This is a genomic window from Microtetraspora niveoalba, assembly GCF_001570405.1.
GTDB classification, from domain to species: domain Bacteria; phylum Actinomycetota; class Actinomycetes; order Streptosporangiales; family Streptosporangiaceae; genus Microtetraspora; species Microtetraspora niveoalba.
This window is the reverse complement of the sequence record NZ_BBYM01000021.1, coordinates 67924-93100: the sequence shown is the minus strand read 5'-3', so window position 1 is coordinate 93100 and position 25177 is coordinate 67924. Positions and strand designations below refer to the sequence as shown.

General features: G+C 73.5%; 18 protein-coding genes and 2 pseudogenes. 8 read left to right on the top strand and 12 right to left on the bottom strand.

The window, feature by feature from the left end; all coding sequences use genetic code 11:
* Positions 1-70: 70 nt before the first annotated feature.
* The 6 genes from AWQ70_RS21950 to AWQ70_RS37860 form a co-directional block, all read right to left on the bottom strand.
* On the bottom strand, positions 71-1702 hold the full coding sequence (locus AWQ70_RS21950; RefSeq protein ID WP_067179041.1) for a P-loop NTPase family protein: 1632 nt from the start codon (positions 1700-1702) through the stop codon (positions 71-73).
* Complete coding sequence (locus AWQ70_RS41410; RefSeq protein WP_245647088.1) at positions 1699-5862, bottom strand: GTPase; 4164 nt, start codon at positions 5860-5862, stop codon at positions 1699-1701. Before AWQ70_RS41410 ends, AWQ70_RS21950 begins: the two co-directional genes overlap by 4 nt.
* Entirely contained in the window at positions 5859-7091 is a 1233-nt protein-coding gene (gene cobA / locus AWQ70_RS21940; protein WP_067179039.1) for a uroporphyrinogen-III C-methyltransferase, read from the bottom strand. The genes AWQ70_RS41410 and cobA overlap by 4 nt, the downstream gene beginning before the upstream one ends.
* A gap of 318 nt (positions 7092-7409) precedes the next feature.
* Positions 7410-8498: a nicotinate-nucleotide--dimethylbenzimidazole phosphoribosyltransferase gene (gene cobT, locus AWQ70_RS21935; protein WP_084517584.1), complete on the bottom strand. Its 1089-nt coding sequence runs from the start codon at positions 8496-8498 to the stop codon at positions 7410-7412.
* 16 nt (positions 8499-8514) lie between these two features.
* Positions 8515-9414, bottom strand: a complete 900-nt coding sequence (locus tag AWQ70_RS21930; protein ID WP_084517582.1) for a sirohydrochlorin chelatase — start codon at positions 9412-9414, stop codon at positions 8515-8517.
* A 156-nt stretch (positions 9415-9570) separates the two neighbouring features.
* The gene (locus AWQ70_RS37860; RefSeq protein ID WP_169808716.1) at positions 9571-10644 is read right to left on the bottom strand and encodes a GNAT family N-acetyltransferase; all 1074 of its coding nucleotides are present in this window, start codon (positions 10642-10644) and stop codon (positions 9571-9573) included.
* Between the two features lie 79 nt (positions 10645-10723).
* Between AWQ70_RS37860 and AWQ70_RS21920 the strand changes: the two genes are divergently transcribed.
* Together AWQ70_RS21920 and AWQ70_RS21915 are read left to right on the top strand one after the other, a co-directional pair.
* Entirely contained in the window at positions 10724-11140 is a 417-nt protein-coding gene (locus AWQ70_RS21920) for a DUF2795 domain-containing protein (protein WP_067179037.1), read from the top strand.
* 11 nt (positions 11141-11151) lie between these two features.
* The gene (locus tag AWQ70_RS21915) at positions 11152-12222 is read left to right on the top strand and encodes a baeRF2 domain-containing protein (protein ID WP_067179035.1); all 1071 of its coding nucleotides are present in this window, start codon (positions 11152-11154) and stop codon (positions 12220-12222) included.
* Between the two features lie 35 nt (positions 12223-12257).
* Here AWQ70_RS21915 and AWQ70_RS21910 read toward each other — a convergent pair whose 3' ends face one another.
* The 3 genes and pseudogenes from AWQ70_RS21910 to AWQ70_RS21900 form a co-directional block, all read right to left on the bottom strand.
* Positions 12258-12971: a LutC/YkgG family protein gene (locus AWQ70_RS21910; RefSeq protein WP_067179033.1), complete on the bottom strand. Its 714-nt coding sequence runs from the start codon at positions 12969-12971 to the stop codon at positions 12258-12260.
* Entirely contained in the window at positions 12968-14392 is a 1425-nt protein-coding gene (locus tag AWQ70_RS21905) for a lactate utilization protein B (RefSeq protein WP_067179031.1), read from the bottom strand. The genes AWQ70_RS21910 and AWQ70_RS21905 overlap by 4 nt, the downstream gene beginning before the upstream one ends.
* Before the next feature lie 155 nt (positions 14393-14547).
* Positions 14548-15255, bottom strand: a pseudogene (locus AWQ70_RS21900) ((Fe-S)-binding protein); the annotation flags it as partial.
* An 87-nt stretch (positions 15256-15342) separates the two neighbouring features.
* Between AWQ70_RS21900 and AWQ70_RS21895 the strand changes: the two are divergent.
* The 3 genes and pseudogenes from AWQ70_RS21895 to AWQ70_RS42065 all read left to right on the top strand — a co-directional run.
* Positions 15343-16056: a FadR/GntR family transcriptional regulator gene (locus tag AWQ70_RS21895; RefSeq protein WP_067179028.1), complete on the top strand. Its 714-nt coding sequence runs from the start codon at positions 15343-15345 to the stop codon at positions 16054-16056.
* Between the two features lie 51 nt (positions 16057-16107).
* Positions 16108-17121, top strand: a complete 1014-nt coding sequence (locus AWQ70_RS21890; RefSeq protein WP_067179027.1) for an LLM class F420-dependent oxidoreductase — start codon at positions 16108-16110, stop codon at positions 17119-17121.
* A 240-nt stretch (positions 17122-17361) separates the two neighbouring features.
* Positions 17362-17925, top strand: a pseudogene (locus tag AWQ70_RS42065) (DUF4328 domain-containing protein); the annotation flags it as partial.
* A gap of 59 nt (positions 17926-17984) precedes the next feature.
* Here the strand turns inward: AWQ70_RS42065 and AWQ70_RS21875 are convergent.
* A complete protein-coding gene (locus AWQ70_RS21875; RefSeq protein ID WP_157530235.1) occupies positions 17985-21908 on the bottom strand; it encodes a DNA polymerase III subunit alpha in 3924 nt (1307 codons plus the stop codon).
* On the bottom strand, positions 21908-22174 hold the full coding sequence (locus tag AWQ70_RS21870; protein ID WP_084517576.1) for a DUF6504 family protein: 267 nt from the start codon (positions 22172-22174) through the stop codon (positions 21908-21910). Before AWQ70_RS21870 ends, AWQ70_RS21875 begins: the two co-directional genes overlap by 1 nt.
* A 260-nt stretch (positions 22175-22434) precedes the next feature.
* Between AWQ70_RS21870 and AWQ70_RS41400 the strand changes: the two genes are divergently transcribed.
* From AWQ70_RS41400 to AWQ70_RS21860, 3 genes are all read left to right on the top strand, one after another.
* The gene (locus tag AWQ70_RS41400) at positions 22435-22671 is read left to right on the top strand and encodes an ATP-binding cassette domain-containing protein (protein WP_245647087.1); all 237 of its coding nucleotides are present in this window, start codon (positions 22435-22437) and stop codon (positions 22669-22671) included.
* A 12-nt stretch (positions 22672-22683) separates the two neighbouring features.
* Positions 22684-23013: a TOBE domain-containing protein gene (locus AWQ70_RS41395; RefSeq protein WP_245647086.1), complete on the top strand. Its 330-nt coding sequence runs from the start codon at positions 22684-22686 to the stop codon at positions 23011-23013.
* A 73-nt stretch (positions 23014-23086) separates the two neighbouring features.
* A complete protein-coding gene (locus tag AWQ70_RS21860; protein ID WP_067179019.1) occupies positions 23087-24046 on the top strand; it encodes a quinone oxidoreductase family protein in 960 nt (319 codons plus the stop codon).
* Between the two features lie 68 nt (positions 24047-24114).
* On the opposite strand, the gene AWQ70_RS21855 is transcribed toward AWQ70_RS21860, so the two are convergent.
* On the bottom strand, positions 24115-25089 hold the full coding sequence (locus tag AWQ70_RS21855; RefSeq protein WP_281197088.1) for a cobalamin biosynthesis protein: 975 nt from the start codon (positions 25087-25089) through the stop codon (positions 24115-24117).
* Between the last annotated feature and the right edge of the window lie 88 nt (positions 25090-25177).

The window sequence follows — 25177 nt, the reverse complement described above, 5'->3', positions numbered from 1 at the left end:
GCCGCATCACGTACGCGGCTGCGTTCCGGCCCAGGCCGCTCCGTAAGACGCCGCCTGTTCCGGTATGCGGCTACTTCCGGGAAGCGGCGGCCACCGCTCCGAAGTAGTCGTTGTAGCGCCGCAGTTCGCTCTCGACCGGCGCGATCACCATCCGCTCCGCCACACCGGCCACTCGGCGCCGCATGTCCTTCTCCAGGCGCTCCCGCTCGTTCGCGGCGGCGAGGACGACGAAGTTCCGGCTCGCCATGCCCGACAGGGCGCCCAGCCCCAATACGCCGACGATCATCAACGCGAGCCACGGAAGCACTCCGACGTCGCCGAGGATCTCCACCGGCGCCTTGCCCAGCTCCAGCACGCCGTACGCGAGGATCGCTCCGGCCCAGGCGACTCCCACCACGAACAGCACGACGAGGAGGTACTGCCAGATCTTGAGCAGCCACCACCAGCCGGGGACCCGGTCCAGCGGTGGAGCGACCTGCGACAGTTCGTCGGAAAGGGTCGCGGGCAGCTCGGCGGAACTCGACCGCGCTGCGTCGCGCACGCCCGCCTGCCAGACCTCCGGCATTCCGGGGGTGATGCCGTCGGCCAGCGCCTGCACCGCGTTGTCCACCTCGGCGGGCTGCGCGCTGACGGCGCTGCCCACCAGGCTGCGGATCTCCTCCTTCACGTCGCCGAGCCGAAGGCTGCTCAGCGGGTCGGGTCGCAGCTTGGCCGCCCATCGCGCGTACGGCCAGCCGACCCAGTCGGCAGAGCGGACCCCGTACACGTTCTCCATGGCCTCGCCGACGGCGGAGACGCCGACCGCGTCGCAGAGGGCGTCGGCCAGCCCTTCGCGGCGTGCGCCGTCCACGACGGGCTCGACGCTCGGGACGTCGGTGATGTCCTTGGCGAGGGGGGTCATCAGCCGGTCGAGATCCGCCTCCAACCTCTGGAACGCGGCGCGACGCCGGACCACCGACTCGGCGAGCACCGCCTTGAGATCGTCGACGCCCTCGCCCGTGAGCGCGGAGGTCACGACCACCTGCGGGGTGTCCACCCCCTCGGTGGAGAGCAGCTCTCTCAGGTCGGCCACGCAGATCTCGCGGTCCTCCTGCGACAGCCGGTCGGCCTGGTTCAGGACGAAGACCGTCACGGCGTCGTGCCCCGCCAGTTCGGTGACGTACCGGCGATGTACGGAGGCGTCCGCGTACTTCTGGGGGTCGAGCACCCATACCACGAGGTCGGAGACCTTGATCAGCCGATCGGCCTCGGTGTCGGTGAGCGCCCGGATCGAGTCGTGGTCGGGCAGGTCGAGCAGGATGAGCCCGTGAAGCTGACTCTCCCCCTTGTCCAGGGCGCTGGCCCGGGCGAAGCGGTGCCGCCACTGGATCTGCAGCCAGTCGAGGAGCGGACCGGCTCCGTCCAGACCCCATACGCAGGCGTGGGTGCGGGCGGTGGTCGGCCTGCGCACCCCGGTCGGTGAGAGTTCGAGGCCGGACACGGAGTTGAACAGGGACGACTTGCCACTGCCCGTGCCTCCCGCCAGCGCGACCACCGTGTGATCCGGGGACAGCCTGAGCCGATCGCCGGCGCGTGCGAGCAACTGGGCGGCCTCGGCGAGCGCCGCCTGGTCGGCGCGCCCCTGGCCCAGCTCGACGAGCCGCGTGAGGGCGGCGAACCTGGCCCCGAGGCCGTACTGGACGTCGGTGGTGCTGGCAGTCATCGTGCGACCTCGAGGTTGTACGTCGCCTGGTACAGGCGGGTGGCTGCTGCCTCGTCCGGAATGCCGGCGCCGTCGAGCGTGTCGACGTAGCGCAGGGTCTCCTCGTCGAAGACCATGCCGATGCGGGCGCGCAGATCGCTGCGGGCCTTGGCGCTGATGTTGCGGAGGGACTCTGCGCCGAGGAGCGCGCGCAGCAGGCGTTGCGGCAGCGCGCCGGCGCCCGGCCCGGACGAGACGTCCGTGGCGCCGTAGCCGAGCAGGCCCACCGTGAAGATCAGCGCGAGCGACTCCACGTCGAACGAGACGAGCCGCGCCACCGACCGCTTGGTCACGCCCTCGGTCCTGATCAACTCGGTGACGTGGTCCTGCCAGGCGCCGATGGCCCGGGAGGTGCGCTGCACGGCCTCGTCGGAGGAACGGCCGAGGCCCGGGGTGGTGGCGAGCCGGTCGCCCGCGCCCGCGCGCTGCTTCCACCGGGCGACGACTTCCTCCGCCGCTCGCTGAGCCGCAGAGTTGATCATACTTTCGAGCGCGTTCCTGATCGCCGTCCTGAGCGCGCGGAGGCGCTGCGGCCCCCGCTGGCCGCCCTTGCCGCCGCGGCGGAGCTGAAGGGTGCGGATCAGGTCGCCGGACCCGGCGAAGTCCTGCCAGCGGGCCAGCACCTCGCCGCGCAGCAGCGAGCCGTTCCTGGTGGCCTCGTCGATGTCGGCCAGCGCACCCATGTAGGCGGCGTCCACGTCGGACCGCAGATCCGCGCGCAGCGCCACCTGTGTCTCCAGATGCCGGGCCAGCGCGGGAAGCCGGTGCCGGAAGCTGTCCAGGACGCCGTTCAGGGTCGTCCGGATGGCGGCGGCGCGACGCTCGTCGTCCACGGAGAGGTGGGCCAGCCACATCCGCAGGTCGGTGACCTCCTTGTCGGGAAGCCGTCCGTCGGCGACCGTCGTCTCCTTGATCACGAAGCGCTCGGCGTCGGCCAGGCCGTACTCGTCGAGCATGCGGCCGAAATGCTTGACGATGACGTCGCGCGACTTCTCCGGCACCCGCGACAACACGATGACCAGGCGCGCGCCGCGTTCCTTGGCCAGCCGCAGCAGGTTCCACGAGGGCGCGTCCGCGTACCGGGAGGCGGTGGTCACGAACACCCACAAATCGGCGGCGTCGAGCATCCGGTGCGCGATCTCGTGGTGCTCCTCCACCACCGAGTCGATGTCCGGGGTGTCGAGGAGCGCCACACCCGGGGGAAGTCGTTCGGTGGTGGAGAGCACGATGCTGTCCACACCCGCCCCCTTGGCCGGACGCTCCAGCCGGGTCAGCCCGCCGAGCAGGTCGCCCTCGGCGAACCACTCGTGGTCGTCGGGGTGGCAGACCAGCACCGGCGTCCCCGTGGTCGGCCGGCGCACCCCCGTCGCGCTCACGCGCTGGGCGGCCAGCGTGTTGACCAGTGTGGACTTCCCCGCACCGGTGGAGCCCGCGACGACGATCAACGCGGGGGCGGTGCTCATGTGCACACGCGGGATGACGTAGTCCTCAAGCTGCGCCAGCACCGAGGCCTGCGCCTTGCGCGCCTCCTCCGCTCCTGGCACGTCCAGGCCGAAGTGCAGGTCCTCGACGGCCAGCCGGAGCTGGGCGAGCGACTCGGTCAGCGCCGCGGAGACGGGATCCGGAATCGGGACCGCGCGCACCCGCGCCACCGGGTCCTCTTCGACCTCATCCGCCACGTCGCCATTCGAACCGCCGGTCGCATCGCTGGCATCGTCGGTCGCATCGCCGACGCCCGTCGCACGCCCGCCGTCGCCGTTCTCACCGTCGACGCCGGTCCCGGACACGCCATCGTCGGCCACATCATCGGCGTGAGGCTCATCCTCCGCGACCTCGGCTCCAGACCCTGTCGCGCCGGGCAGGCCATCGGCGCTCGTCACGGACTCGCCATCCCCGATCACATCATCGGAGTAGAGCCTGCTTTCCGCGCCCTCGGTTCCGTATTCGCCATCGCCGGTCACGCCATCGGCGCTCGTCACGGACTGAACGTCGCCGGCCACATCATCGGCGGCCTCCGCCGACGGCCCCTGTGCGGCGTCCGCGTCGTTCTCGGTCTCTCCGGCGTACGCGGACCGCTGCCCCCACTCTGTGAGCCCGCCGTCCTCGATCTCCCCGGCGTGCGGGGATTGCTCCGTGTGGGTTGTCCGACCGGTGCCGGGAAGGGGCCCCGGGATCGCGGCGGGCTCCTCGGCCGCTTCGGTCGCCTCAGGCGACTCCGTGTCCCGCGCTGCGATGCCGCTTTCCGCCTCCAGGCGGTCCTCGGTCAGCCAGGGATGCTCGTCGTCCTGGCCCCCGTCGATGCCACGGGATCCGTCAATCTCGTGCGGATCGGCGACATCTTCGGTGCCTTCGGGAGCCCGAGGGCTCGCGGACTCGCCGCTCAGCCCGCCGTCATCGAACGGCGCGTCGTCAGAGGCGCTCTCGTCGTGGCCGGTGTCAGCGGGGACGTCGAGAACGTCGTCCGGCCCGCGTTGCGCGCCTTCCGGCATCTCGCCAGGGGCCGGACCGGCCACCGTCTCGCCGTCGACCGACCAAGCCGCCGTCTCGTCATGAGCCGGCGCGGAGCCCCCCTCGTGGGCAAGTTCCGCCGCCTCATCCTGGACGAACGCACCACCGTGACCGGGCTCCACCACCTCACCATGGGCAGGCTCCGCCACCTCGCCATCAGCCGGCGCGAAACCCGTCTCGGAGGCAGGTCCCGCCGCCTCATCCTGGACGAACGCGCCACCGTGGCCAGGCTCCGCCGCCTCATCCTGGGCGAGCGCGCCATCGTGGCCGGGTTCCGCGGCGTCGTCGGGGGCAGGTGTGGTGGCGACCTCTGGGCGGGCGGGCGCGGCGTCGTCGGTGGTCTCTCCCGATGTCCGGGGCTCGTCCGAGTCGCCGGGCGCCTCGTCAGCACCGCGGTCGCCGGCCGTCCTGGGCGGCGTGGGCGCGCTGAAGGCGTCCCAGCCGGGGACGTCCTTGGCGACGGCGGCGAAGCCGGCGATCACCACATCAGCCGGATCCGGTGACGCGGCGGCTCCGGAAGTCCCGGCGCCGTCAGGTAAGGAACCGGACGTGGAGCGCGGCGTGAACGCATCCCATTGCGCCGGCTCCTCGGGTCGTTCCCGGAGTGAGGGAGCGTCCCAGACGGAAGCCTTCCGCTCCGGCGCCTCCCCTGCCGGGGCGGCCCGCTCGGGCCTCTCCCAGACGGAGGTCTCGGCTTCCTCGGCAGCACGCCCCAGGCCGTCACGAGCGGGGCCCTCAACACGCTGCGCGGAGCCCTTCGCCGGGACGTCCCACAGGGAGGTCTCTTCGGGCGCACTCTCGTCGCCGGAGCCGTCGTGAACCGGCCGATCCCAGAGGGACGTCCCCTCCGCCGGAGCCCGCCGCCCCGCGTCGGCGTGCTCGGACGCCTCCGAAGCGGGCGTGTCGCGGGCGATCGCGTCCCACAGGGACGGCTCCGCCCGCTCCCCCGGCTCTCCCCGGGTGTTCTCGCGCTCGGGCGCGTCGGCCGGCGTCCGCTCCGCCGGGAGCCTGCGGGCCGAGGCATCCCGTACGAAGGGATCCTGGGCGGGGGAATCGTGGGTGGGGACGCCGGGCCGCGGGGCGCGCGGCCGCTCCCCCGCACCCGATGCCGCGTCGCCGCCCAGCGGCGGCGTCCGCCTCGGCTGCCGGTTGGCGAAGGCGTCCCATTCCGGGGTCGCCCATGCCGTACGGTCGCCGATGCGCGGCCGTGACGCGCGATCGGACATGCGGTCGGGCATACGCTCGGGCGCGCCGCCTCCCGGCGTGTCGGACGCGTGTGCGTCCTTAGGGGCGAAGGCGTCCCAACGGTCGTCGTCGTCCCGCCCGGGAGAGACGGCCGAACCGGCGGGGGCGGAGGGGCGCACGGTGAAACCGTCCCAGGTGTCGCCGCTGTCCCAGCCGGCACGGGCGGGACCGCTCACGGCCGGCTGGTCGTCGCCCCCGGAACCGGTGCCGGAGAGATCGGCGTCCCGGATGGGCCGGAAGGCGACGGTCTGCTCCCCCGGGGTCTCCCTGTGCTCATCGGCGTGATCGATGGCCTGCTCCTCGTTCTCCGCGTGGCCGAACCGGTCGACGGGCCCGTCGTCGGGCGTCTTCCTGGCAGGCGGCTTCACGGGATCCGCTCCGCTCGCACCATCTCGATCTCCTGGCCGACTCTGACGACGTCGCCGACGATCACGATCGCCGGTGGCCGCACCCCGGTCGCGGTCACGCGCTCGGCCACCGTGGAGAGCGTGGCGGCGAGAGCTCGTTGGGTGGGAAGAGTACCGTCCTGCACCACCATCACGGGAGTTTCCGGCGAACGTCCGTCTCGGACGAGCGCGTCGGCGATCTCCTCGATCCGTTCGACGCCCATCAGCAGGATGAGGGTTCCCTTGGATCGTGCGAGCCCCTGCCAGTCGACGGTCGACTTCGGGTCACCCGGAGGCACGTGTACGGAGATCACATGGAACTCCTGGCTGACCCCTCGATGGGTGACGGGCACCCCTGCGGCGGCGGGCACGGCGACCGCGCTGGTCACGCCGGGAACGACCGTGACGGGGATGCCGGCGCGGGCGCAGGCGAGCATCTCCTCGCCGCCGCGGCCGAAGACGAACGGGTCGCCGCCCTTGAGCCGGACGACGAACTTGCCCTGCCGGGCGTGCTCGACCAGCAGCTCGTTGATGCGCTCCTGCGCCAGGTAGCGCCCGTACGGGATCTTGGCGGCGTCGATGAGCTCGACGTCGGGCGGCAGCTCGTCGAGGAGGCCGCGCGGGGCGAGCCGGTCGGCCACGACGACGTCCGCCTGCGCGAGGAGCTGCCGGCCCCGGACGGTGATCAGCCCGGGGTCTCCCGGCCCGCCGCCCACGAGCGCGACGCCGACGGGCTTGCCGCGATGCCGTCGCGCGTCCACGGTGCCGTCGCGGAGCGCGTTGACGACCTCGTCGCGGATGCCCGCGGCCCGGCGCGGGTCGCCCCCGGCCGTGACGGCGACGCCGATCTCCCCGACGCGGCCGCTCGCGGGCGTCCACGCGGCGGACGCCTCCTTGTCGTCCGCGCGTACGCACCAGATGCGCTTGGCCTCGGCCTCCGCGGCGACCGCCGCGTTCACCTCGCGCCGGTCGGTGCAGGCGTGCACGAGCCACGCCCCGTCGCAGTCGCCCACCTGGTACGGCCTGCGCTCCCACGTGACACGGCCGTCGGCGATCAGATCGTCGAGGGCGGGGGTGGCGCTGGGCGAGACGAGGACGACGGACGCCCCGGCGTCGAGCAGTGCGGGGATCCTCCGCTGGGCGACGCGGCCGCCGCCCACGACCAGGACCCGCCGCCCGTCGAGGCGAAGGCCGAGCAGGTAGGGCGCCATGACCCCAATCTCCCTAATGCGTCAAGCGTGCTGTGTTAGGAGGCAAATTTACCGGTTGGCCGGTGACCGGCGGCTCAGCGGATCAGGCTTCGGCGGACGGGCGTCCCCATGACGCCCGTCCTAGGTCGTGTCTGACGAATCATGCCCTGCTGCGCGCGGCCCAGATGGCGCCTCGCCGCGTTGTCGTCGTCGGCCGTAGCTGGCGCTACGGCCTCCTCCTCCGCCTTGCGATGCATCCATCGGGATCCGCGCCTGCGACGGACAACATTTGTCAGACACTCCCTCGTGGAGCCCGCGGTAGATCCTATGGCAGCGGGGTCAGCTCTCCTTGTCGGTCACACCGGCGGAGTCGAAGGTGGCGACCTCGTGCATCACGCGTACGGCGGCGCTGACGAGCGGGTGGGCGAGCAGGCCGCCGGTGCCCTCGCCGAGGCGGAGTTCGAGGTCCACGAGCGGCCGCAGGCCGAGGTGGTCGAGCGTGGCGGCGTGGCCGGGCTCGGCCGAGCGGTGCCCGGCGACGCAGTACGCGGCGGCGGCGGGGGCGAGGGCCACGGCGGCGAGCGCGGCGGACCCGGCGATCACGCCGTCGAGGATGACCGGCACGCGCGCCGCGGCCGCGGCGAGGATGAACCCGGCGATCGCGGCGTGCTCCAGCCCTCCGACGGCGGCGAGGGCGCGCAGCGCGTCGTCGCGGCGTTCCGGCGCGAAGCCGTCGGTCTCGCGCAGCCGGTTGACCTCCAGCGCCCGGCGCACGATCCCGATCTTGTGCTGGTGGGTGGCGTCGTCGATGCCGGTGCCGCGCCCGGTCACCTCCGCCGCGTCGCGCCCCGTGTACGCGCAGATCAGCGCGGCGGAGGCGGTGGTGTTGGCGATGCCCATGTCCCCGGTGATCAGGCAGCGGGCGCCGGCCTCGATCAGGTCGCGGGCCGTCTCGACGCCGGTATGGAGCGCAGCGGCGGCCTGGTCGGCGGTCATGGCGGGGCCGAGGGACAGGTCGGCCGTGCCGTACGCGACCTTGCGGGCGCGCAGGCCGGGCGCTCCGGGCAGGTCGGCGGCGACGCCCACGTCGACCACGGTCACGGAGGCGCCGGCGGAGGCGGCGAACGCGTTGGCCACGGCCCCTCCTGCCAGGAAGTTGGCCACCATCTGGGTGGTGACCTCCTGCGGCCAGGGGGAGACGCCCTGCGCGTGGACACCGTGGTCGGCGGCGAAGATCGCGAGCGCGGCGGGCACCGGCATCGGCGGCGGGCAGGCGCCCGCCGCCCCGGCGAGCCGTACGGCGACGTCCTCGAGCGCGCCGAGCGCGCCGCGCGGCTTGGTGAGCCGGTCCTGGTGCTCTCTGGCCCGTGCCATCGCGTCCTGGTCGGCCGGGCGGATCGCCGAGATCGTCTCATCAAGCGGTGTCAACGCGTGCTCTCCAATGTCAGACGGGGGTGGGGATCTCCGACTCGGGCTCGTCCCTGGCGATCCGCTCGACGGCCAGCGCCTCGGTGAAGCGGCGGCGGGCGGTCCACACGCCGGTGTCGGCCGCGCCGGAGAGCGCCTCCTCGTATCGGTCGATGACGACGTCGGCGAGGCCCTCGCAGTCGCCGATGACCTCGGCGCAGCGGATGTCCAGGCCCTCGTGGTTCGCCCCGTAGGCGAGGGCCTGGGCCCAGATGCGCTCGAGGACGCCGCCGGCGAACAGGATGTACGGCAGGACGATCACACGCTTGGCCCCGAGCCTGCGGCAGCGCTCCAGGCCGCCGGGGACGCCGGGCCGGTTGTGCGAGACGTACGCGGTCTCGACGGTGAGCATGTCGGAGGCGTGGGTCTCCCAGAACAGCCGGGAGACCCGGTGGACCTCGGCGTTGACGGCGGGGTCGGCGGCGCCGTGGCCGACGAGGACGACGGCGGTCTCGGCGGGGTCGACGTCCTCGGGCATCTCCTCGGTGACGAGGCGGGGCATGTCCGCCTGGGCGTCCGCGAGGCGCTCGGCGAGCAGTTCGAGGATGCGGGGGTCGGGGCCGAGCGGCCGGGCGAGGTCGAACTCCAGGGTCGGGTGGCGTTCCTGCTCCAGCGCCATGGTGCCGGGGATGTCGCCGAGGGCCTCCCGGTCGCCGGTGAGGCTGAGCGGCAGCGCGATGACGTGGTGGTGGCCGTGCGCGATCAGTGAGGAGACGGAGTCGCTGAGCTGCGGCCTCGCCTTGGTGATGAAGCCTCCGGTCACCTCGGCGACGCGCCGGTCGAGCCGGCAGCGGAGCCGATGGACGAACCTGCCGAACTCGGCGACGCCCGTCTCATCGTGGGTCCCGTGCCCGACGAGCAGCAGCGGCGGTTTCATCTGCCTGATCTCCCATGCCTTGACCTGCGGATTTGTAATCCGGCTCGCGAGGATAGCCGACCGTGCCGACGACGGGCACTGCTCGCGCCGTCGGCGAGGGTCAGGAGGGCGAGACGATCATCCGGCCGGTGGCCGCTCCACGCATAGGAAATTTCATTACATTTCCCCTCTGAGCACACTGAACATTACGGCATCGGAGCGCCCGCCGGGCACCGGAACCGCCTGCCTGAGTATGCCTTCCTGGACGAATCCGGCCCGCTTCGCCACCGCCCGGCTCGCGTGGTTTCCGGTGGCGATGACGAGCTGGACGCGGTCGAAGCCGAGGCCGAACAGGTGGGCGGTGACGATCCGCGTCGCCTCCGCCGCGTAGCCCCGCCTGCGGGCCCACGGCGAGATCCAGTAGCCCACCTCCACGTCGCGGCGCTCCCGGTCCGCCCGGTGCACGCCCACGGCTCCGGCCAGCCGTCCCCCTTCACGCGGCTCGATCGCGAAGTTGGCGCCGGAGAGGCCGGGCATGTGGGCGTGGCGGGTGCACCACTCGACCGCCCGCTCCAGGGTGTATCCGGCGGCCCACGGCATCCAGCGGGCGATCTCGGGGTCGTCCCGCACCGCGGCGAGCACGTCGAAGGCGTCCCGCCGGTCGAACGGCCGCAGCACGACGTGGTCGCCGCTCAGCCTGCGCTCGACGAGGGTGCGGCCGTCGCCGCGCAGCAGGCCGAAGACGACCAGGTCGTGCGGGCCGTCGTCCTCGAACCCGGCGCCGCGCAGCACGCCTTCCCGGACGAACCCGGCCTTCTCGGCGACCCGGATGGAGGCGGTGTTGTCCAGGTTCGCGCGCAGCTCGACCCGGCGCAGCGTCCCGCCGCCGAGCACCCGCTCGGTCAGCCCCCTGACGGCCTCGGGCGCGTACCCGCGGCCCCGGTGGGCGGGGCGGACGCCGTAGCCGACCTCGGTCGTGCCCGCCTCCCACTGCGTCTTGAAGAGGCTGATGGCCCCGACGATCACGCCTCCGGCGTCCATCGCGAGGTGGATGCCCTGTCCGGAGCGCCACAGGTCGTGTACGCCCTGGGAGAGCCAGGGGCCGATGCCGGCGGCGTGCCCGGGCGCGCCCGGAGGCAGGCCGGTCTCTCCTCCCTCCTTGAGGATCTCCCGTACCTGGGCGGAGTCACCGGGGCCGAAGGGCCGCAGGACGAGCCTCTCGGTGGCGATCGTGAGGCGCTCGTCGAACATGGATTCCCTCCGGGTGCGATGTTTGGGGGGGACGGGGCGGGTACGGGCCTCCACATGACCCGATTCGGGAGGTGAGGTCATGAGTATCCAACGCGGCAGCGACAAGCACAGCCCCCGGGTGGATGACGAGCAGAAGCACGAGACGGAGGGTCTCACACGGGGTGGAGGCACCTCGCACGCGGAGGAGTGGAAGGAGCCCGAGCCGACGCAGCGGGCGGAGGACGACCTGGCGCCGCCCCGCCGGCCGCCGGGGCACGAGCCGGGGACGCCCGCCGGCATCACCCCCGCCGACGTCGAGCGCCGCAGCAACCTGGCGAAGTGGCTGAGCGACGCCGAATATCCCGCCAACCGCGAGAACCTGCTGGCCCACGCCGAGGGCAAGAGCGCTCCCGACGCCGTGGTCGATGCCGTGCGCCAGCTTCCCGAGCTCATGTTCCACAACGTCGGTGAGGTGGCCGAGGCTCTCGGGCTCGGCGTGGAACGCCACCGCTGGTGAGGGGAGACCACGTGAGACTGGCCTCAGTCCGTCATCTGTACGAGCGCCGTGGACCTTTCGTCTCGGTCTATCTGGACACCGCCCGCGTGACCGAGGACGCCGCGACCGCGGTCGAGCTGCGCTGGCGGCGGATCGACGAGGAGCTGGCGGCGCGGGGCGCCCCGCCCGATGTCCGCGCGCCCATCGGAGAACTGGTCACCGAGCCCGCGCAGGCCGCCCCCGGGCGCGCGGTGTTCGCCGAGGGCGGGTCCGTCGTGCTGACCGAGCCTCTGGCCGCGCCGCCCCGGCGCGAGATCGCCCGCTGGTCGCCGCTGCCCCATGTGGTGCCCATGCTGGCCCAGCGCGGGGAGACGGTGCCGCACCTGGAGGTCCTGGCCGACCACGCGGGCGCGGAGGTGATCGTGTCCTGCGGCGGGCCGAAGCGCGAGCTGACAGTGGAGGCCGCCGCCGACTGGCCCATCCAGAAGACCGGCCAGGGAGGGTGGTCGCAGACCCGGTACGAGCGGGACGCCGAGGAGACCTGGCGGCGCAACGCCGTCGCGGCCGCCGAGGTGATCGACAAGGAGGCGCACGGCATCGGCGCCGAGCTCGTCGTGCTGGCGGGCGAGCCGCAGACCCGCCGCATGATCATGGATGCCCTCGGCAAGGAGACGGCCGGGCGTGTCGTGGTGGCCGAGCGCGGCAGCCGCGCTCCGGGGTCCGCCGACGAGCCGTTCCAGGCGGAGGTGGACCACGCCATCGAGGTCTGGCAGAGGAAACGCCACGCCGCGCTGCTCGACGCCTACCATTCCGGGCCGTACGCGACGGGGCTGGCGGAGACCGCGCGGGCGCTGCGCGACGGGCGGGTGGCGACGCTGCTCCTGCGCGACGACCCGTCCTCCGACGCCACGCTGTGGATCGGCCCGGAGGGCACCCAGCTCGCCGCCGAGCCCGGCGAGCTGAACGACCTGGGCGTGGAGCTGCCGGTCGAGGAGCGCGCCGACGCCGCCCTGGCCCGCGCCGTCGCCGTGACCGACGCCGAGCTCTGGTTCGTGCCGGACCTCGACGCTCCCGACGGGGTCGGCGCGGTGCTCAGATACTGATCGTCCGTCTGCCGATCACTCGCCGGAGCCGCGCCTCACGTGGCGATCACGACTTCGAGTGTGCGCGGGCCGTGCACGCCCTCGACCCGGTCGAGCTCGATGTCGCTGGTCGCCGACGGGCCGCTGATCCAGGTCAGCGGCCGTTCGGGAGACAGCCGCGCCACGGCGTCCGGCACGCCCGCCACGATCCGGTCGGCGGACACGACGCACAGGTGGTAGTCCGGCAGCAGCGTCAGCGCCCGCCGTCCCTGGCCGGGCCCGGCGTCCAGGACGATCGTCCCGGTCTCCGCGATCGCCACCGCGCATCCGGTGATCACGCCGTCCACGCGGTCGAGGTCTGCCGGGCTCAGCTCGGGGTCGTCCCCCACGGTCTCGTACGGCACGCCGGCCTTGCGGGGGTGGAGCCAGGAAGGCGGGAGACCGTCCGGGACGACGAGGCGGGCGGCCTTCCGGCGGGCGAGCGCCTCCTCGACGACGGAGGCGGCCTCGGCCTCGGCGACCACGTGGACGATCGCCCGGTAGTCGCGGAGCCGCTCGGCGAGCAGGTCGATCAGCCGCTCGCCGGCCGCCCGGCCGCCGTCCCCGGTGGCGACCCCGCCGGCCACCGCGCTCTCCGCCCCGGCGTTCCCGGGCACGGTGCTCCCCGCCACGGCACCGGTCGCGCCGCGGTAGGCGCGGGGCACCTCGGCGTCGGGCGCGCCCGCGACGGCGCGGCGGACGCGGGCGAGGATCAGGTCGCGCGAGTTCATCGGCCGCCTCCGTCGGTACGGTCCCACCAGTCGCGGAACGATTCACGGGGAATGTCAGGGATGTCGCGGGTGTCGGTCCAGGCGGACATCGGGCCGGGCAGCCGCTTCGGCACGAACCGGCGCAGCCGGCCGCCGGCCCGCTGCGCGCGCGCCAGCCGTTCCGGCCGGTTGAAGATCCAGCCCGCGGCCGCCATGCCGAGACGCTCCGCGCGCGGGTGCCTGGCCTTGGCCCGCAGATCCACCAGCACCTGCGGGATGTCGATGGCCACCGGGCACACCTCGTAGCAGGCCCCGCACAACGACGACGCGTACGGCAGCGAGCGGTCCAGCTCGGAGCCCATGCCCCGGAGCTGGGGAGTGAGGATCGCCCCGATCGGCCCGGGATAGACGGACCCGTACGCGTGGCCGCCGGCGCGCTCGTAGACCGGGCAGACGTTGAGGCAGGCGGAGCAGCGGATGCAGCGCAGCGCCTGGCGGCCGACCTCGTCGGCGAGGACGTCGGTGCGGCCGTTGTCGAGCAGGACGAGGTGGAACTCCTGCCCCTCGGTCGCGCCGGTCCAGGTGGAGGTGTAGGGGTTCATCCGCTCACCGGTCGAGCTTCTCGGCAGGAGTTGGAGGAAGACCTCCAGATCGCGCCAGGTCGGCAGGATCTTCTCGATGCCGACGACGCTGATCAGCGTGCGGGGCAGGGTGAGGCACATGCGGCCGTTGCCCTCGGACTCCAGCACGACCAGGGTTCCCGTCTCGGCGATCATGAAGTTCGCCCCGGAGATCGCGACCTTGGTGGAGAGGAAGCGCTCGCGCAGGTGCAGCCGGGCGGCCTCGGCGAGCGCGCGCGGGTCGTCGGTGAGGTCCTCCGGCGCGGGTCTGCCCCACTCGCCCATCCGCTCCTGGAAGATCTCGCGGATCTCGGCCCGGTTGCGGTGGATGGCCGGGACCAGGATGTGCGAGGGCCAGTCGTCTCCGAGCTGGACGATCAGCTCGGCCAGGTCGGTCTCGTACGCGGTGACGCCCTCGGCGGCGAGGGCCTCGTTCAGTCCGATCTCCTGGGTGGCCATCGACTTGACCTTGACCACCTCGGTCTCGCCGGTGGCCCTGACCAGGACGGCGACGATGCGGTTGGCCTCGTCCGCGTCCGCGGCCCAGTGGACGTGCCCGCCCGCGGCGGTGACCGCGGCTTCGAGCTGCTCCAGGTAGCGGTCGAGGTTGCGCAGCGTGTGATCCTTGATCGCCTTGCCGGCCTGGCGCAGCCCCTCCCAGTCGGGGAGCTCGGATACGACCGCCGCCCGCTTGCCGCGGATCGTACGGGTCGCCTTGCGCAGGTTGAACCGCAGTTGCGAGTCGCCTACGGCGATGGCCGCGTTGGAGGGGAAGCCGCGTTCGAGCGCGCGGGCCGGCATGCCGAGGAAGGTGCGGCTCACGGCTCGCCCCCCTCGGTCCCGCGGCCGGCCGTCCCGGTCGTCGGCCCGGTCGTCGGCCCCGTCGTCGGCCCGGTCGTCGCCTCGGTGTCCTGAGGCGTCCCGGTCGCCTCGATCACCTGGGTGGCCCTCGTCGGCGCGAACGCCCTCGCCGCTTCGGTGGCCTCGGTCGCGGTGAGGATCTCGGCCAGATGCATGATCTTGACTCCGGTCTTCTGGCGGGTGAGCGTTCCCCCGATGTGCATCAGGCAGGAGTTGTCGGCCGCGCACAGGACTTCCGCCCCCGTGGTCATGACATTTCCTACTTTGTCGGAACACATCGCGGCGGAGATGGCGGGATTCTTCACGGCGAAGGTGCCTCCGAAGCCGCAACATTCGTCGGCTCCGGGAAGGGGGACGAGCTCCAGCCCCCGGACGTCGCGCAGCAGCCGCAGCGGCCGGTCCCCGAGGTGGAGGCCGCGCAGCGAGTGGCAGGTGGGGTGGTAGGTCACCCGATGCGGGAAGTACGCCCCCACGTCGGTCACGCCGAGCACGTCGACCAGGAACTCGGAGAGCTCGTAGACCTTCGGCACCACGTCGTCCGTCACGCCGGGCGCCAGCCGCGGATATTGCTCGCGCACCATGGCCCCGCACGAGCCCGAGGGCACGACCACCGCGTCGTACCCGCCGAAGACGTCCGCGAAGTGGCGCGCCAGCCGTACGCCCTCCTCGGGGTAGCCCGTGTTGACGTGCATCTGCCCGCAGCAGGTCTGGGCGCGGGGGAAGTCGACGTCGACGCCGAGGCGGCGCAGCAGCGTCACGGTCGCCTTCCCCGTCCCGGGGAAGAGCGTGTCGTTGACGCAGGTGATGAACAAGGCGACCCGCACGTACGGCTCCCGCATGTATGGTCGGACCAAATATGGTCTGACCATACACCCGGCGTGGGGCCGGGACAGCGCGGAGGAGGACGGACGTTGAACGGCGGCGATGGTTCCCGGGAGCCGCGGCGCGCCCCGGCGGGCGCCCGTACGCGGGCCTTCGAGGAGGTCCTCGACCGGATCGAGGAGCGGATCGCCGCCGACGGGCTCACCGTCGGCGACCGGCTGCCCGGTGAGCGGCAGCTCGCCGAGCAGCTCCAGGTGAGCCGCTCGTCGGTCCGCGAGGCCCTGCGCGCGCTCGCGACCCTCGGCGTGGTGTCGTCGCAGGTCGGCCGGGGCCCGGACGCCGGAGCGGTGCTGACCTCGCGGCCGGACACCGCGCTCACCGACCTGCTCCGCCTCAACCTGGGCCTGTCCACGCTCTCCATGCGCGAGGTGGTCGACACCCGCCTGATGATCGAGCAGTGGGCGGCCGGCCGGGCGGCGCGCGACGGCGGCGCCGCGCTCGGCGAGATGGCCCGGGCCGTCGACGCCATGGACGCGGCGGCCACGCCCGAGGAGTTCGTCGCGCACGACATCGCGTTCCACATGGCGCTCGCCGCCGCGTCGGGCAACCGGCTCACCTCCGCGATCATGCGCGCGCTCCGCGACGCCGTACGGCGCTACGCCATCGACGCCGTGCTCCGCCTCGGCGACACCGCCGGTCTCCAGGCCGACCACCGGCGCATTCACGCCGCGGTGCGGGACGGTGACGCCGACGCCGCGATCGCCGCCGTCGCCGACCATCTGGCCCGTGCCTATCCGGGCTAGAACGTGTTCTAATCAGGTTCCACGCGCACGACGCGACCTGAGGAGGACCGGGTGGCCGAGGACCTGAGGCTGGGACTGAATCTGGGCTACTGGCAGCGGACCGCCGACGACGCGACCGCGCTCGTCCAAGCCGCCGAGCGCCTCGGATACGACTCGGTGTGGACGGCCGAGGCGTACGGAAGCGACGCGTTCACCCCGCTCGCCTGGTACGGCGCGCGGACCAGCAGGATCAAGCTCGGCACGAGTGTGGCGCAGCTCTCCGCGCGCACCCCGGCGGCAACCGCGATGACCGCGATGACGCTGGACCACCTCACCGGCGGCCGGCTGATTCTCGGCGTCGGCGCGTCCGGCCCGCAGGTCGTCGAGGGCTGGTACGGCCGGCCGTTCGCCCGGCCGCTGGCCAGGACCCGCGAGTACGTCGAGATCATGCGCAAGATCTGGCGCCGCGAGGAACCCGTGACGAACGACGGGCCGCACTATCCGCTGCCGCTTCCCGGCGGCCTCGGAAAACCGTTGAAGCTCATCACCCACCCGCTCCGCGACGACATCCCCGTCTATCTCGGCGCTGAGGGTCCGAAGAACGTCGCCCTCGCCGCCGAGATCGCCCAGGGCTGGCTGCCGCTGTTCACCTTCCCGGAGAAGATCGGCCCGATGTACGGCTCCTCGCTCGCCGGGGCGCGGCCGGGCTTCGACGTCGCGGCCATGGTCATGGTGCTGGTCACCGACGACGTCAGGGCCGCCCTGGACGGCGTCAAGATGATGCTCACGCTCTACATCGGGGGCATGGGCGCGAAGACGCGCAACTTCCACGCCGACATCATCGGCCGCATGGGGTACGCCGAGGCGGCGGAGCACATCCAGGCGCTCTACCTCTCCGGGCGCAAGGAGGAGGCGTTCGCCGCGATCCCGGACGAACTGGCCGACGGCATCTCCCTGGTCGGCCCGCCCGGCCGGATCCGCGAGCGGCTGGCGCCGTGGCGGGCGAGCCCGGTGACGAACCTCCTCGTCATGGGACCGCGCGACGAGGAGACGCTGCGCACGGTGCGCGACCTCGTCCTCGGCTAGGGAGCGTCCGGCACGCCCCAGGACGGCGCCTCGGTCCCCGCCCCCCGGTCGCGGGCCGTACGGGCGCCGGGTCTTTGACCGGCTCTTTCACCAGCGGGGATCGATCGACCGGCCAAGCGGGGGGAAGCGCGTGCCAAACCTTTCTATGGCCTGCGACGAGCACCGAATCGGCCCCGATTAGCCCAGGTACCAATGGGATACGAGAGGGGCAAGTGACACGGAGGCCGGGGGGAGAAACACATGCGGTCCGCCTCGTCGGAAGTGAGCCGGTCGGCCGTGGCTGTCTACGCGAGCCTCGGCGCGCAGGTCGCCTCGATGGCCGCGCTCGTCGTCTTCGAGCACGTGCGCGGGCGGCGGCTGATCCGGGAGATCGCCGCGTTCGGCGGCGATCCGCACGATCCGGCCGCGCGCGAGGTGGTCGGGGCCGTGACCGTGTTCGCGCTTCTGATGCTGCTGCTCGCCGCGGCCACCCTCACCTGCGCCGTGGCCTATCTGAGCTGGCTGCGGCGGGTGCGGCCCGCCTCCTCCGGCGTCTACGCGCTCGGCGCCTGGCTGGTGCCGGGCGTGAACCTCGTGGCGCCCCCGATCATCGCCGACCGGGCCTGGCGGGAGGCGGCGCACGGCCGGGGAGACCGGTCCCGCTGGCTGCCGCTGCTCATCGGTTGGTGGCTGAGCTGGCTGGCCCTGATCTGGCTCGTCCTGGTGCGGCTGCCGCGCACGCGCGGCCCGGCCGACCTGACCGGCGTGGGGCTGCTCGAAGTGGTGACGGCGGCGGTGGCGGCCGCGCTGTGCGCCGCCACCGTCCACCGGATCACCGGGTTCCGCCGCCTGCGGACGTCCGCGGGGCGGGCCGAGGCGGAGCGTCACCGCCTGCGGGCGCGGGTGGCCCCCGAGCTGCCGGAGCTCGCGTGCCAGAGCCGGCGCTGGGGCTCGCCGGGGTGGGCCAGGAAGGCGGCGGCGTCCCGCACCCCCGGCGTCGGCCCGATGTCGGAGTAGGGCGAGAGCCGGTAGCCGTTTCCGTACTCGATGCGGCGGCCGCCCACGCCGCCGCCGGGCTCCGGCTTCTCGTCCAGCAGGGCGCGTACGGCGTCGATGCCTCCGCGGGGCGCCGGGGCGCGCCACAGCTCGTCGAGGTCGACGAGGTCCCAGCAGTGCAGGGCGCGCAGCGAGACGGCCCGCGCGCCGGTCCGCCGGACCACCCCCTTCGCGACCAGCAGCCACGACCCGAACACGGTCGCCGCCGTGTGCGCCTGCACCGACTCGAAGAACGTCAGGTCGATCGGGCCGGTGGAGTCGTCGAGGGTCAGGAAGATGACCCGCTGGCCCGACCGCACCGCGGGCGTCTGGGTGGCCACCTTGACTCCGGCGACCAGGATCTCGGCTCCGTTGCGCTGCCTCAGCAGGTCTTTCGCCCGGACCACGCCGATCGCGTCGAGCAGCTCGTCGTGGAAGCCGATCACGTGCCGGCTGACGTCCATGCCGAGGACGGCGAGCTCCGCCTCGACCACCTCGGCCTCGGTCATCTCCGGCAGCTCGCCGGGGGCGACCCGCTCGGTGAACCCCATCGGGAGCTGCACCGCCACCGCGTCGCCCTTGGCAGCCACCCCGGCCGCCGACGAACGGTCGAGCGCTCCCACCTGGGCGATCAGGTCCCTTCTGGTCAGCCGGCCCGGCCGCCACCGGGGGCCGCCGGGGTGCAGGCCGTACATGGCGTCGAGGCCGCCGACCTCGACGATCCGCTCCGCGACCGGCCGGGACGGGCGGGCCCGCTCCCAGAAGTCGGCCACCGAGGTGTACGGCTGGCCGGCGACCATCCGGTCGATCTCGGCCTCGCTGGCCCCGCGCACCGCGGAGAACGGCACGCGCAGGCCGTAGCCCCGGCCGAACTCCCCGGTCTCCCTGATCTCCCCGGTCTCCCTGATCTCCTCGGTCTCCCCGGCGTCCCCGTCGAGACCGCCGTCCGTTCCGCCGTCCTTTTCGCCAGCCTTTCCGCCGTTCTCCCGGCGGGGACCCCGGCCGTCCTCGCCCGCGGGCTCCAGATCGCCGGGCCGGACGCGGAGGGTCAGCGGCTCTCCCGCCTTTCCGCCGTCTTCCCCGGCCGCCTCCCCCGCCGCCGGGCCGGCCTGCGATCCGGTCGCCTCCGGGCCCGCCCCGTCGCCCGCGCCGTCACCGGTCCTCTCGATCCGCCAGTCCCTGCCGGAGCGGTTGACGTCCAGGGCCAGGATCTCGACGCCGCAGCGGCGGGCCTCGTCGAGGATCACCCGGCCCGGGTACATGCCCGGCTCGTGGGTGAGCACGCCCGCGAAGAAGGCGGCCGCGTGGTGCCGCTTGAGCCACGCCGACTGGTAGGTCGGCAGCGCGAACGCCGCCGCGTGCGCCTTGCAGAACCCGAACGCGCCGAACGCGTCGAGGACCTTCCACGCCTTCTCCACCGTGCCGGGGTCGAACCCCCGCTCCCCGGCCAGCGGCACGAACCAGTCGTGGACCGCCTCCCTGCCCTCCGGCGTGTCGAGGGCGCGGCGGGCCTTCTCCGCCTCCGACAGCCCGCATCCGGTCATGACGTCGATGACCTTCAGCACCTGCTCGTGGAAGACGACCACGCCGTGGGTCTCCCGCAGCGGCCCGCGCAGCTCCTCGTGCGCGTACGACGGCCGCCGGAAGCCGTGCCTGGCCTCCAGGTACGGCGTGACCATGTCGGAGTTGACCGGGCCGGGCCGGAACAGCGAGATGTCCACGATCAGGTCGTGCATCGTGCGCGGCTCCAGCTTGGCGACCAGCTCCCGCTGACCGGGCGACTCGATCTGGAAGCAGCCGATCGTGCGGCCGGAGCAGATCATGTCGTAGGTGGCCGTGTCGTCGCGCGGGACGCCGCCGTCCAGATCGATCCGCAGGCCGTCGACCCGCTCGACCTCGTCCAGCGCGTGGGCCATCGCGGACTGCATGCGCACGCCGAGCACGTCCAGCTTGAGCAGGCCCGCCTCCTCGACGTCGTCCTTGTCGAACTGCGACATCGGGAAGTCGAGCATGCTGCGCTCCACGGGCGTGCGGTCGCGCAGCGCCGCGTTGCCGACCAGCACGCCGCACGGGTGCAGCGCGATGTGCCGGGGCAGCCCGTCGAGCTTCTCCGCGAGCCGGAACACGGTCTCGAGCGACCGGTCGTTCAGCCCGCTGTCGCGCAGCTCGGGCAGGTCGGTCAGGGCGGCCCGGATCTGCTTGGCGCGGATGTGCGGGAACGCCTTGGCGATCGCGTCGATCTCGTGCGGAGGGAGCCCCATGGCGGAGCCGACGTCCCTGATCGCGCTGCGCGCGCGGTAGGTCTCCATCATGGAGACGCAGGCCACCCGGGCCTCGCCGTACCGGTCGAGGATGGCGCGGTAGCAGTCGAGCCGGCGCGCGGACTCGACGTCCACGTCGATGTCCGGCAGGCCGTGGCGGCCCTCGGACAGGAAGCGTTCCATGAGCAGGCCGTGTTCGAGGGGGTTCACCTCGCCGATGCCGGCGAGGTAGTTGACCAGGCTGCCCGCGCCGGAGCCGCGGATCGCGCAGCGCACCCCCATGCCGCGGATCATGTCGGTGATGCCCGCCACCGCGACGAAGTAGCCGGACAGCCGCTTCCGCTCGATGATGTCCAGCTCGGCGGCGAGCCGTTCCCCGGCCTCTTTCGAACGTTCCAGGCCCCGGCGGCGCAGCCCTTCCTCGCAGCGGCTCCGCAGCATCGGGACCGGGTCGCCGCCGATCTCCGGCAGGTGCAGCGCGCCCGGCGGGTCGGACAGGAGCGGCACGATCTCGACCGGGTCGAGCGCGCACCGCTCCGCGACGCGGCGCGTCTCGGCCAGGAGCCGGGCCGTGCGGGCCCGGTCGCCGCCGCAGACCCGGTCCGCCACCCGGCCCATCTCCTCGCCGCTCTTGAAGTACGCCTGGGAGGACTGCTCCAGGTGGCGGGCGTGCAGCGGCGCGAGCCGGCGCGCGGCGTCCAGCACGTTGCCGACCTGGTGGTCGGCGGCGTCGAGGTGGCGCACCGCGTTGGTCAGCACGGCGGGGACGCCGGCCCAGTCGGCCAGGCCGAGCATCCGGGCGGCGACGTTCGCGTCGCGGTAGCCGTACTGGTCGGTCACCTCGACCACGACGTCGGGCACCGCCGCGCGCCAAGCGGCCAGCAGCGCCCGCGCCTCGTCGTCGCGGTGCCCGGCCGCGGCGCGGCCGACGTCGGACCTGGGCCCGAGCAGCACGACCAGCCGGGCGTCGCCCGAGTGCCCGCTCGCGTGCTCGGCGAGCATCTCGCGCGTCACGTACGGCGCGCCGCGCTCGCCCGCGTGGTGTGCGGCGGTGACGAGGCGGCACAGCGCGCCCCAGCCATCGGCGCGGGCCAGGACGACGACCCGCCGCTCGTCCTCCGGCCGCTCGGCGTCACGCCTGATCTCCTCGGCCCGGCGGCCCCAGACCTCCCCGGCACGGCCGTCCCAGATCTCCTCGGCCCCGGCGATCTCCCCGGCGCGGTGTCCCCGGGATCCCGCGGCCGTGCTCCGGCCGCTCCCGCGCCCGCCCCGGGCGGACCCCTCGTGCCCGCCATGGGCGCGGAGGACCAGGTCGACGCCGGCGACGGGAGCGACGCCCTCGGCGTGGCAGGCCCGGATGTGCTTGATCACGCCGTAGAGCCCGTCCCGGTCGGTCAGCGCGAGCGCGTCCATGCCGTGGGCCGCCGCGCGGGCGACCAGGGCGGGTGGGAAGGCCGTGCCGTACCGGAGGGAGTAGGCCGAGGCCACGTGGAGGTGGACGAAGGGGCCCATCAGTCCCACGCCCTCAGCAGCAGCCAGCCGCTGCTCGCGGTGTCGAAGCGCAGCTCGTACGTCCCGACGCCGGTGCTCGCGCCGGCCTCGACCCGCCAGAACCGCCGCTCACCGGGGTCGGTGTCGGAGGTCTTCCACCACTCGCGGGCCACCACCCAGTGGTCCTGGACCTGGCGGATCCCGTAGAGCCGGTCACGCCACACGAACTGCGCGGGCCGGCCGTCCCTGACCCACACCTCGATCGGGTCGCCGTAAAGTCTGCTCAAGACGGATCTTCCCCCCATGAATCGGCACCCGGGGGAAGGCGGGCGCTACGTGCTACTTCGAACATATGTTCTCAGAAGATCGACCGCAACTCGGCGGGGATCCGCGCCGGAATCCGTTCACAAAACGCCATCGTCCGAGGCCCTTCCGTTCATCAACGAGCAATCCGCGCAGGGCCAATCGGGTCTGCCTGTTGCATCGAGTCCGCCCAGGTTCGACCCACGTACGACAGCGGGAGACAAAAGCGTGTCTGCCGCCCCGGGTGCTGCTGCTCGACGAGCCGCTGTCCGCCCTGGACGCCAAGGTCCGGGTCGCGCTCCGCGAGGAGATCCGGCGGCTCCAGCTCTCCCTCGGCATCACGACGATCTTCGTGACGCACGACCAGGAGGAGGCGTTGTCGATCGCCGACCGGGTGGCCGTGCTCCGCGTCGGCCGCCTGGAGCAGGTCGCCGCCCCGGCCACGCTGTACGACCGGCCGGCCACGCCGTTCGTCGCGTAGTTCGTCGGCACGATGAACCACGTCCCGGGAGCCGCCTCCGGCGACCGGGTCGCCGTGCTCGGGCGGACCCTGCCGGTGGAGGGTCCGCGCCGCGAGGGAGCCGTCGAGGTGCTGGTCCGCCCGGAAGCGATGATCGTCACGCCTGATCCGGACGGCACGGCGACCGTGGTCGCCTCGTCCTTCCGCGGCTCGACCGCCCGCCCGCGCGTGCGGCTCGCCGACGGCACGGAGCTGCTCGCCGACGTCCCCGGCCACGAGTCCGTACGCCTCGCTTTCGGCGTCACCGTGACCGTCACCCTCGTCGACCGCCCCGTCCTGGTGTCGGCGGCCGGCCACGGGTAGCGGCCGGGCGGGAACAAGGCGTGGCGGGGCGGGGGTTGGGCACGAGCAAGGAAGTCTCGCAACGGGAGTTTTCATGCGTGCCATAGTCGTCTCCACCCCCGGTGACTCCTCCGTCCTGGAGTACGCCGAGCGGCCCGATCCGGTGCCCGGGCCGGGCGAGGTGCTCGTCCAGGTCGCGGCGAGCGGCGTCAACTTCATCGACGTCTACCACCGGCAGGGGCGCTACCCGCTGCCCCTGCCGTTCGTCCCCGGTTCCGAGGGTGCGGGCACGGTGATCGCGACCGGGGACGGCGTGACCGACCTGGTCGTCGGCGACGCCGTCGGCTGGGCGAGCAGCATCGGCTCCTACGCCACGCGGGCGGTGATCCCGGCGAACATGGCGGTGCCGCTCCCCCGTGGCCTCGCGCCCGATCTCGCGGCCGGGGTGCTGCTCCAGGGGCTGACCGCCCACTACCTGACCCACTCGGTGTACGCGGTGCGGCCCGGGGACGACGTGCTGGTCCACGCGGCGGCGGGCGGCGTGGGGCTGCTCCTCACCCAGATCGCCAAGCTGCTCGGCGCGCGGGTGATCGGCACCGTCTCCACGGAGGCGAAGGAGAAGCTCGCGCGGGAGGCGGGCGCCGACGAGGTGCTGCGCTACGAGAACTTCGGCGAGGCGGTCCGCGAGATCACCGGCGCGGGCGTCCACGTCGTCTACGACGGCGTCGGCGCGGCCACGTTCGACGGCTCGCTGGCGGCGCTGCGCCCGCGCGGCATGATGGCGCTGTACGGCGCGGCGAGCGGCCCGGTCCCGCCGTTCGACCCGCAGCGGCTGAACCAGGGCGGCTCGCTGTTCCTGACCCGGCCGTCGCTCGCCCACTACATCGCGACGCGCGAGGAACTGCTCGGGCGTGCGGGCGAACTGCTCGGCTGGGTCGCGTCGGGCGCGGTCAGGGTGCACATCACCGGGCGCTACCCGCTGGAGGAGGCCCGCCGGGCGCACGACGACCTGGAGGGCCGCCGCACGACCGGGAAGCTCCTGCTCATCCCCTGAGCCCGAACGGGTCGTCACGCCCGCACGGACACGGGCCGTGGGGTCCCGGACGGACTCGGGCCGCCGGGTCAGCGGGTTCGAGCCGCCTCTCGCCGGGCGCCGGCGGCCCAGCGGGCGGTGACCGCGAGCGCCGCCGCCGTCCAGGACACCGCCCGCGCGAGCCGTACGGCGCGGCGGATGTCCGGGACGGCGGGACGCGGCCCGTCCCCCAGCTCGGGCCGCGCCTCGAGCCGCCCGCCGTAGTCGTTCACGCCGCCGAGCCGTACGCCGAGGGCCCCGGCGAAGGCGGCCTCGCACCGGCCGGAGTTGGGGCTCGGATGCCGGTGCCCGTCTCTGCGCAGCGCGGCCAGCGCCCGGCGCGGCGATCCGCCCGCCACCGGCGCGAGGGCGGCGGCGAGCAGGCCGGTCAGCCGGGCGGGCACGAGGTTGGCCGCGTCGTCGAGCCGGGCGGACGCCCAGCCGAAGCGCTCGTGCCGCGGGGAGCGGTGCCCCACCATGGCGTCGAGCGTGTTGACCGCGCGGTAGGCGAGCAGGCCGGGCACCCCGGCCACGGCACCCCAGAAGAGCGGCGCCACGGCGGCGTCGGAGGTGTTCTCCGCGATCGACTCGACCGTGGCCCTGGCCAGCTCCGGCGCGTCCAGCCGGGAGGGGTCCCGCCCGCACAGGTGCGGCAGCCGTACGCGGGCGGTGGGAAGGTCGCCGGACTCCAGTGACGCGGCCATGTGCCCGCCCTCCCGGCCGAGGGTGGTCCCTCCGAGCACGGCCCAGGTGGCGGCGGCGGTGACGGCGGTACGCGCCAGCGGGCTGCGGCGGGTGAGCCGGTCCGCCGCGACCCCGATCCCGGTGACCGCGCCCACGCAGAGCGCGGTGAACAGCGCCCCGCGCGCCCGCGAGTCGGCATATATCCGGTTTTCCAGGGCGGCGACGCGGCCGCCGAAGACGGCGACCGGATGCCCCTTGCGAGGGTCGCCGACGAGGGCGTCGACGACGGTCCCGATCGCCATCCCGGCGGCGGTGTACCTGTACCTGTCCGTGCGTGTCACGGGGGAATTGTCTCGCGACGGCGGGAAATGTGATCGTCGGTCTTGATGATCTGTCAAGCCCGGCCGCCCGGCCCACGCCGGGCCGTAC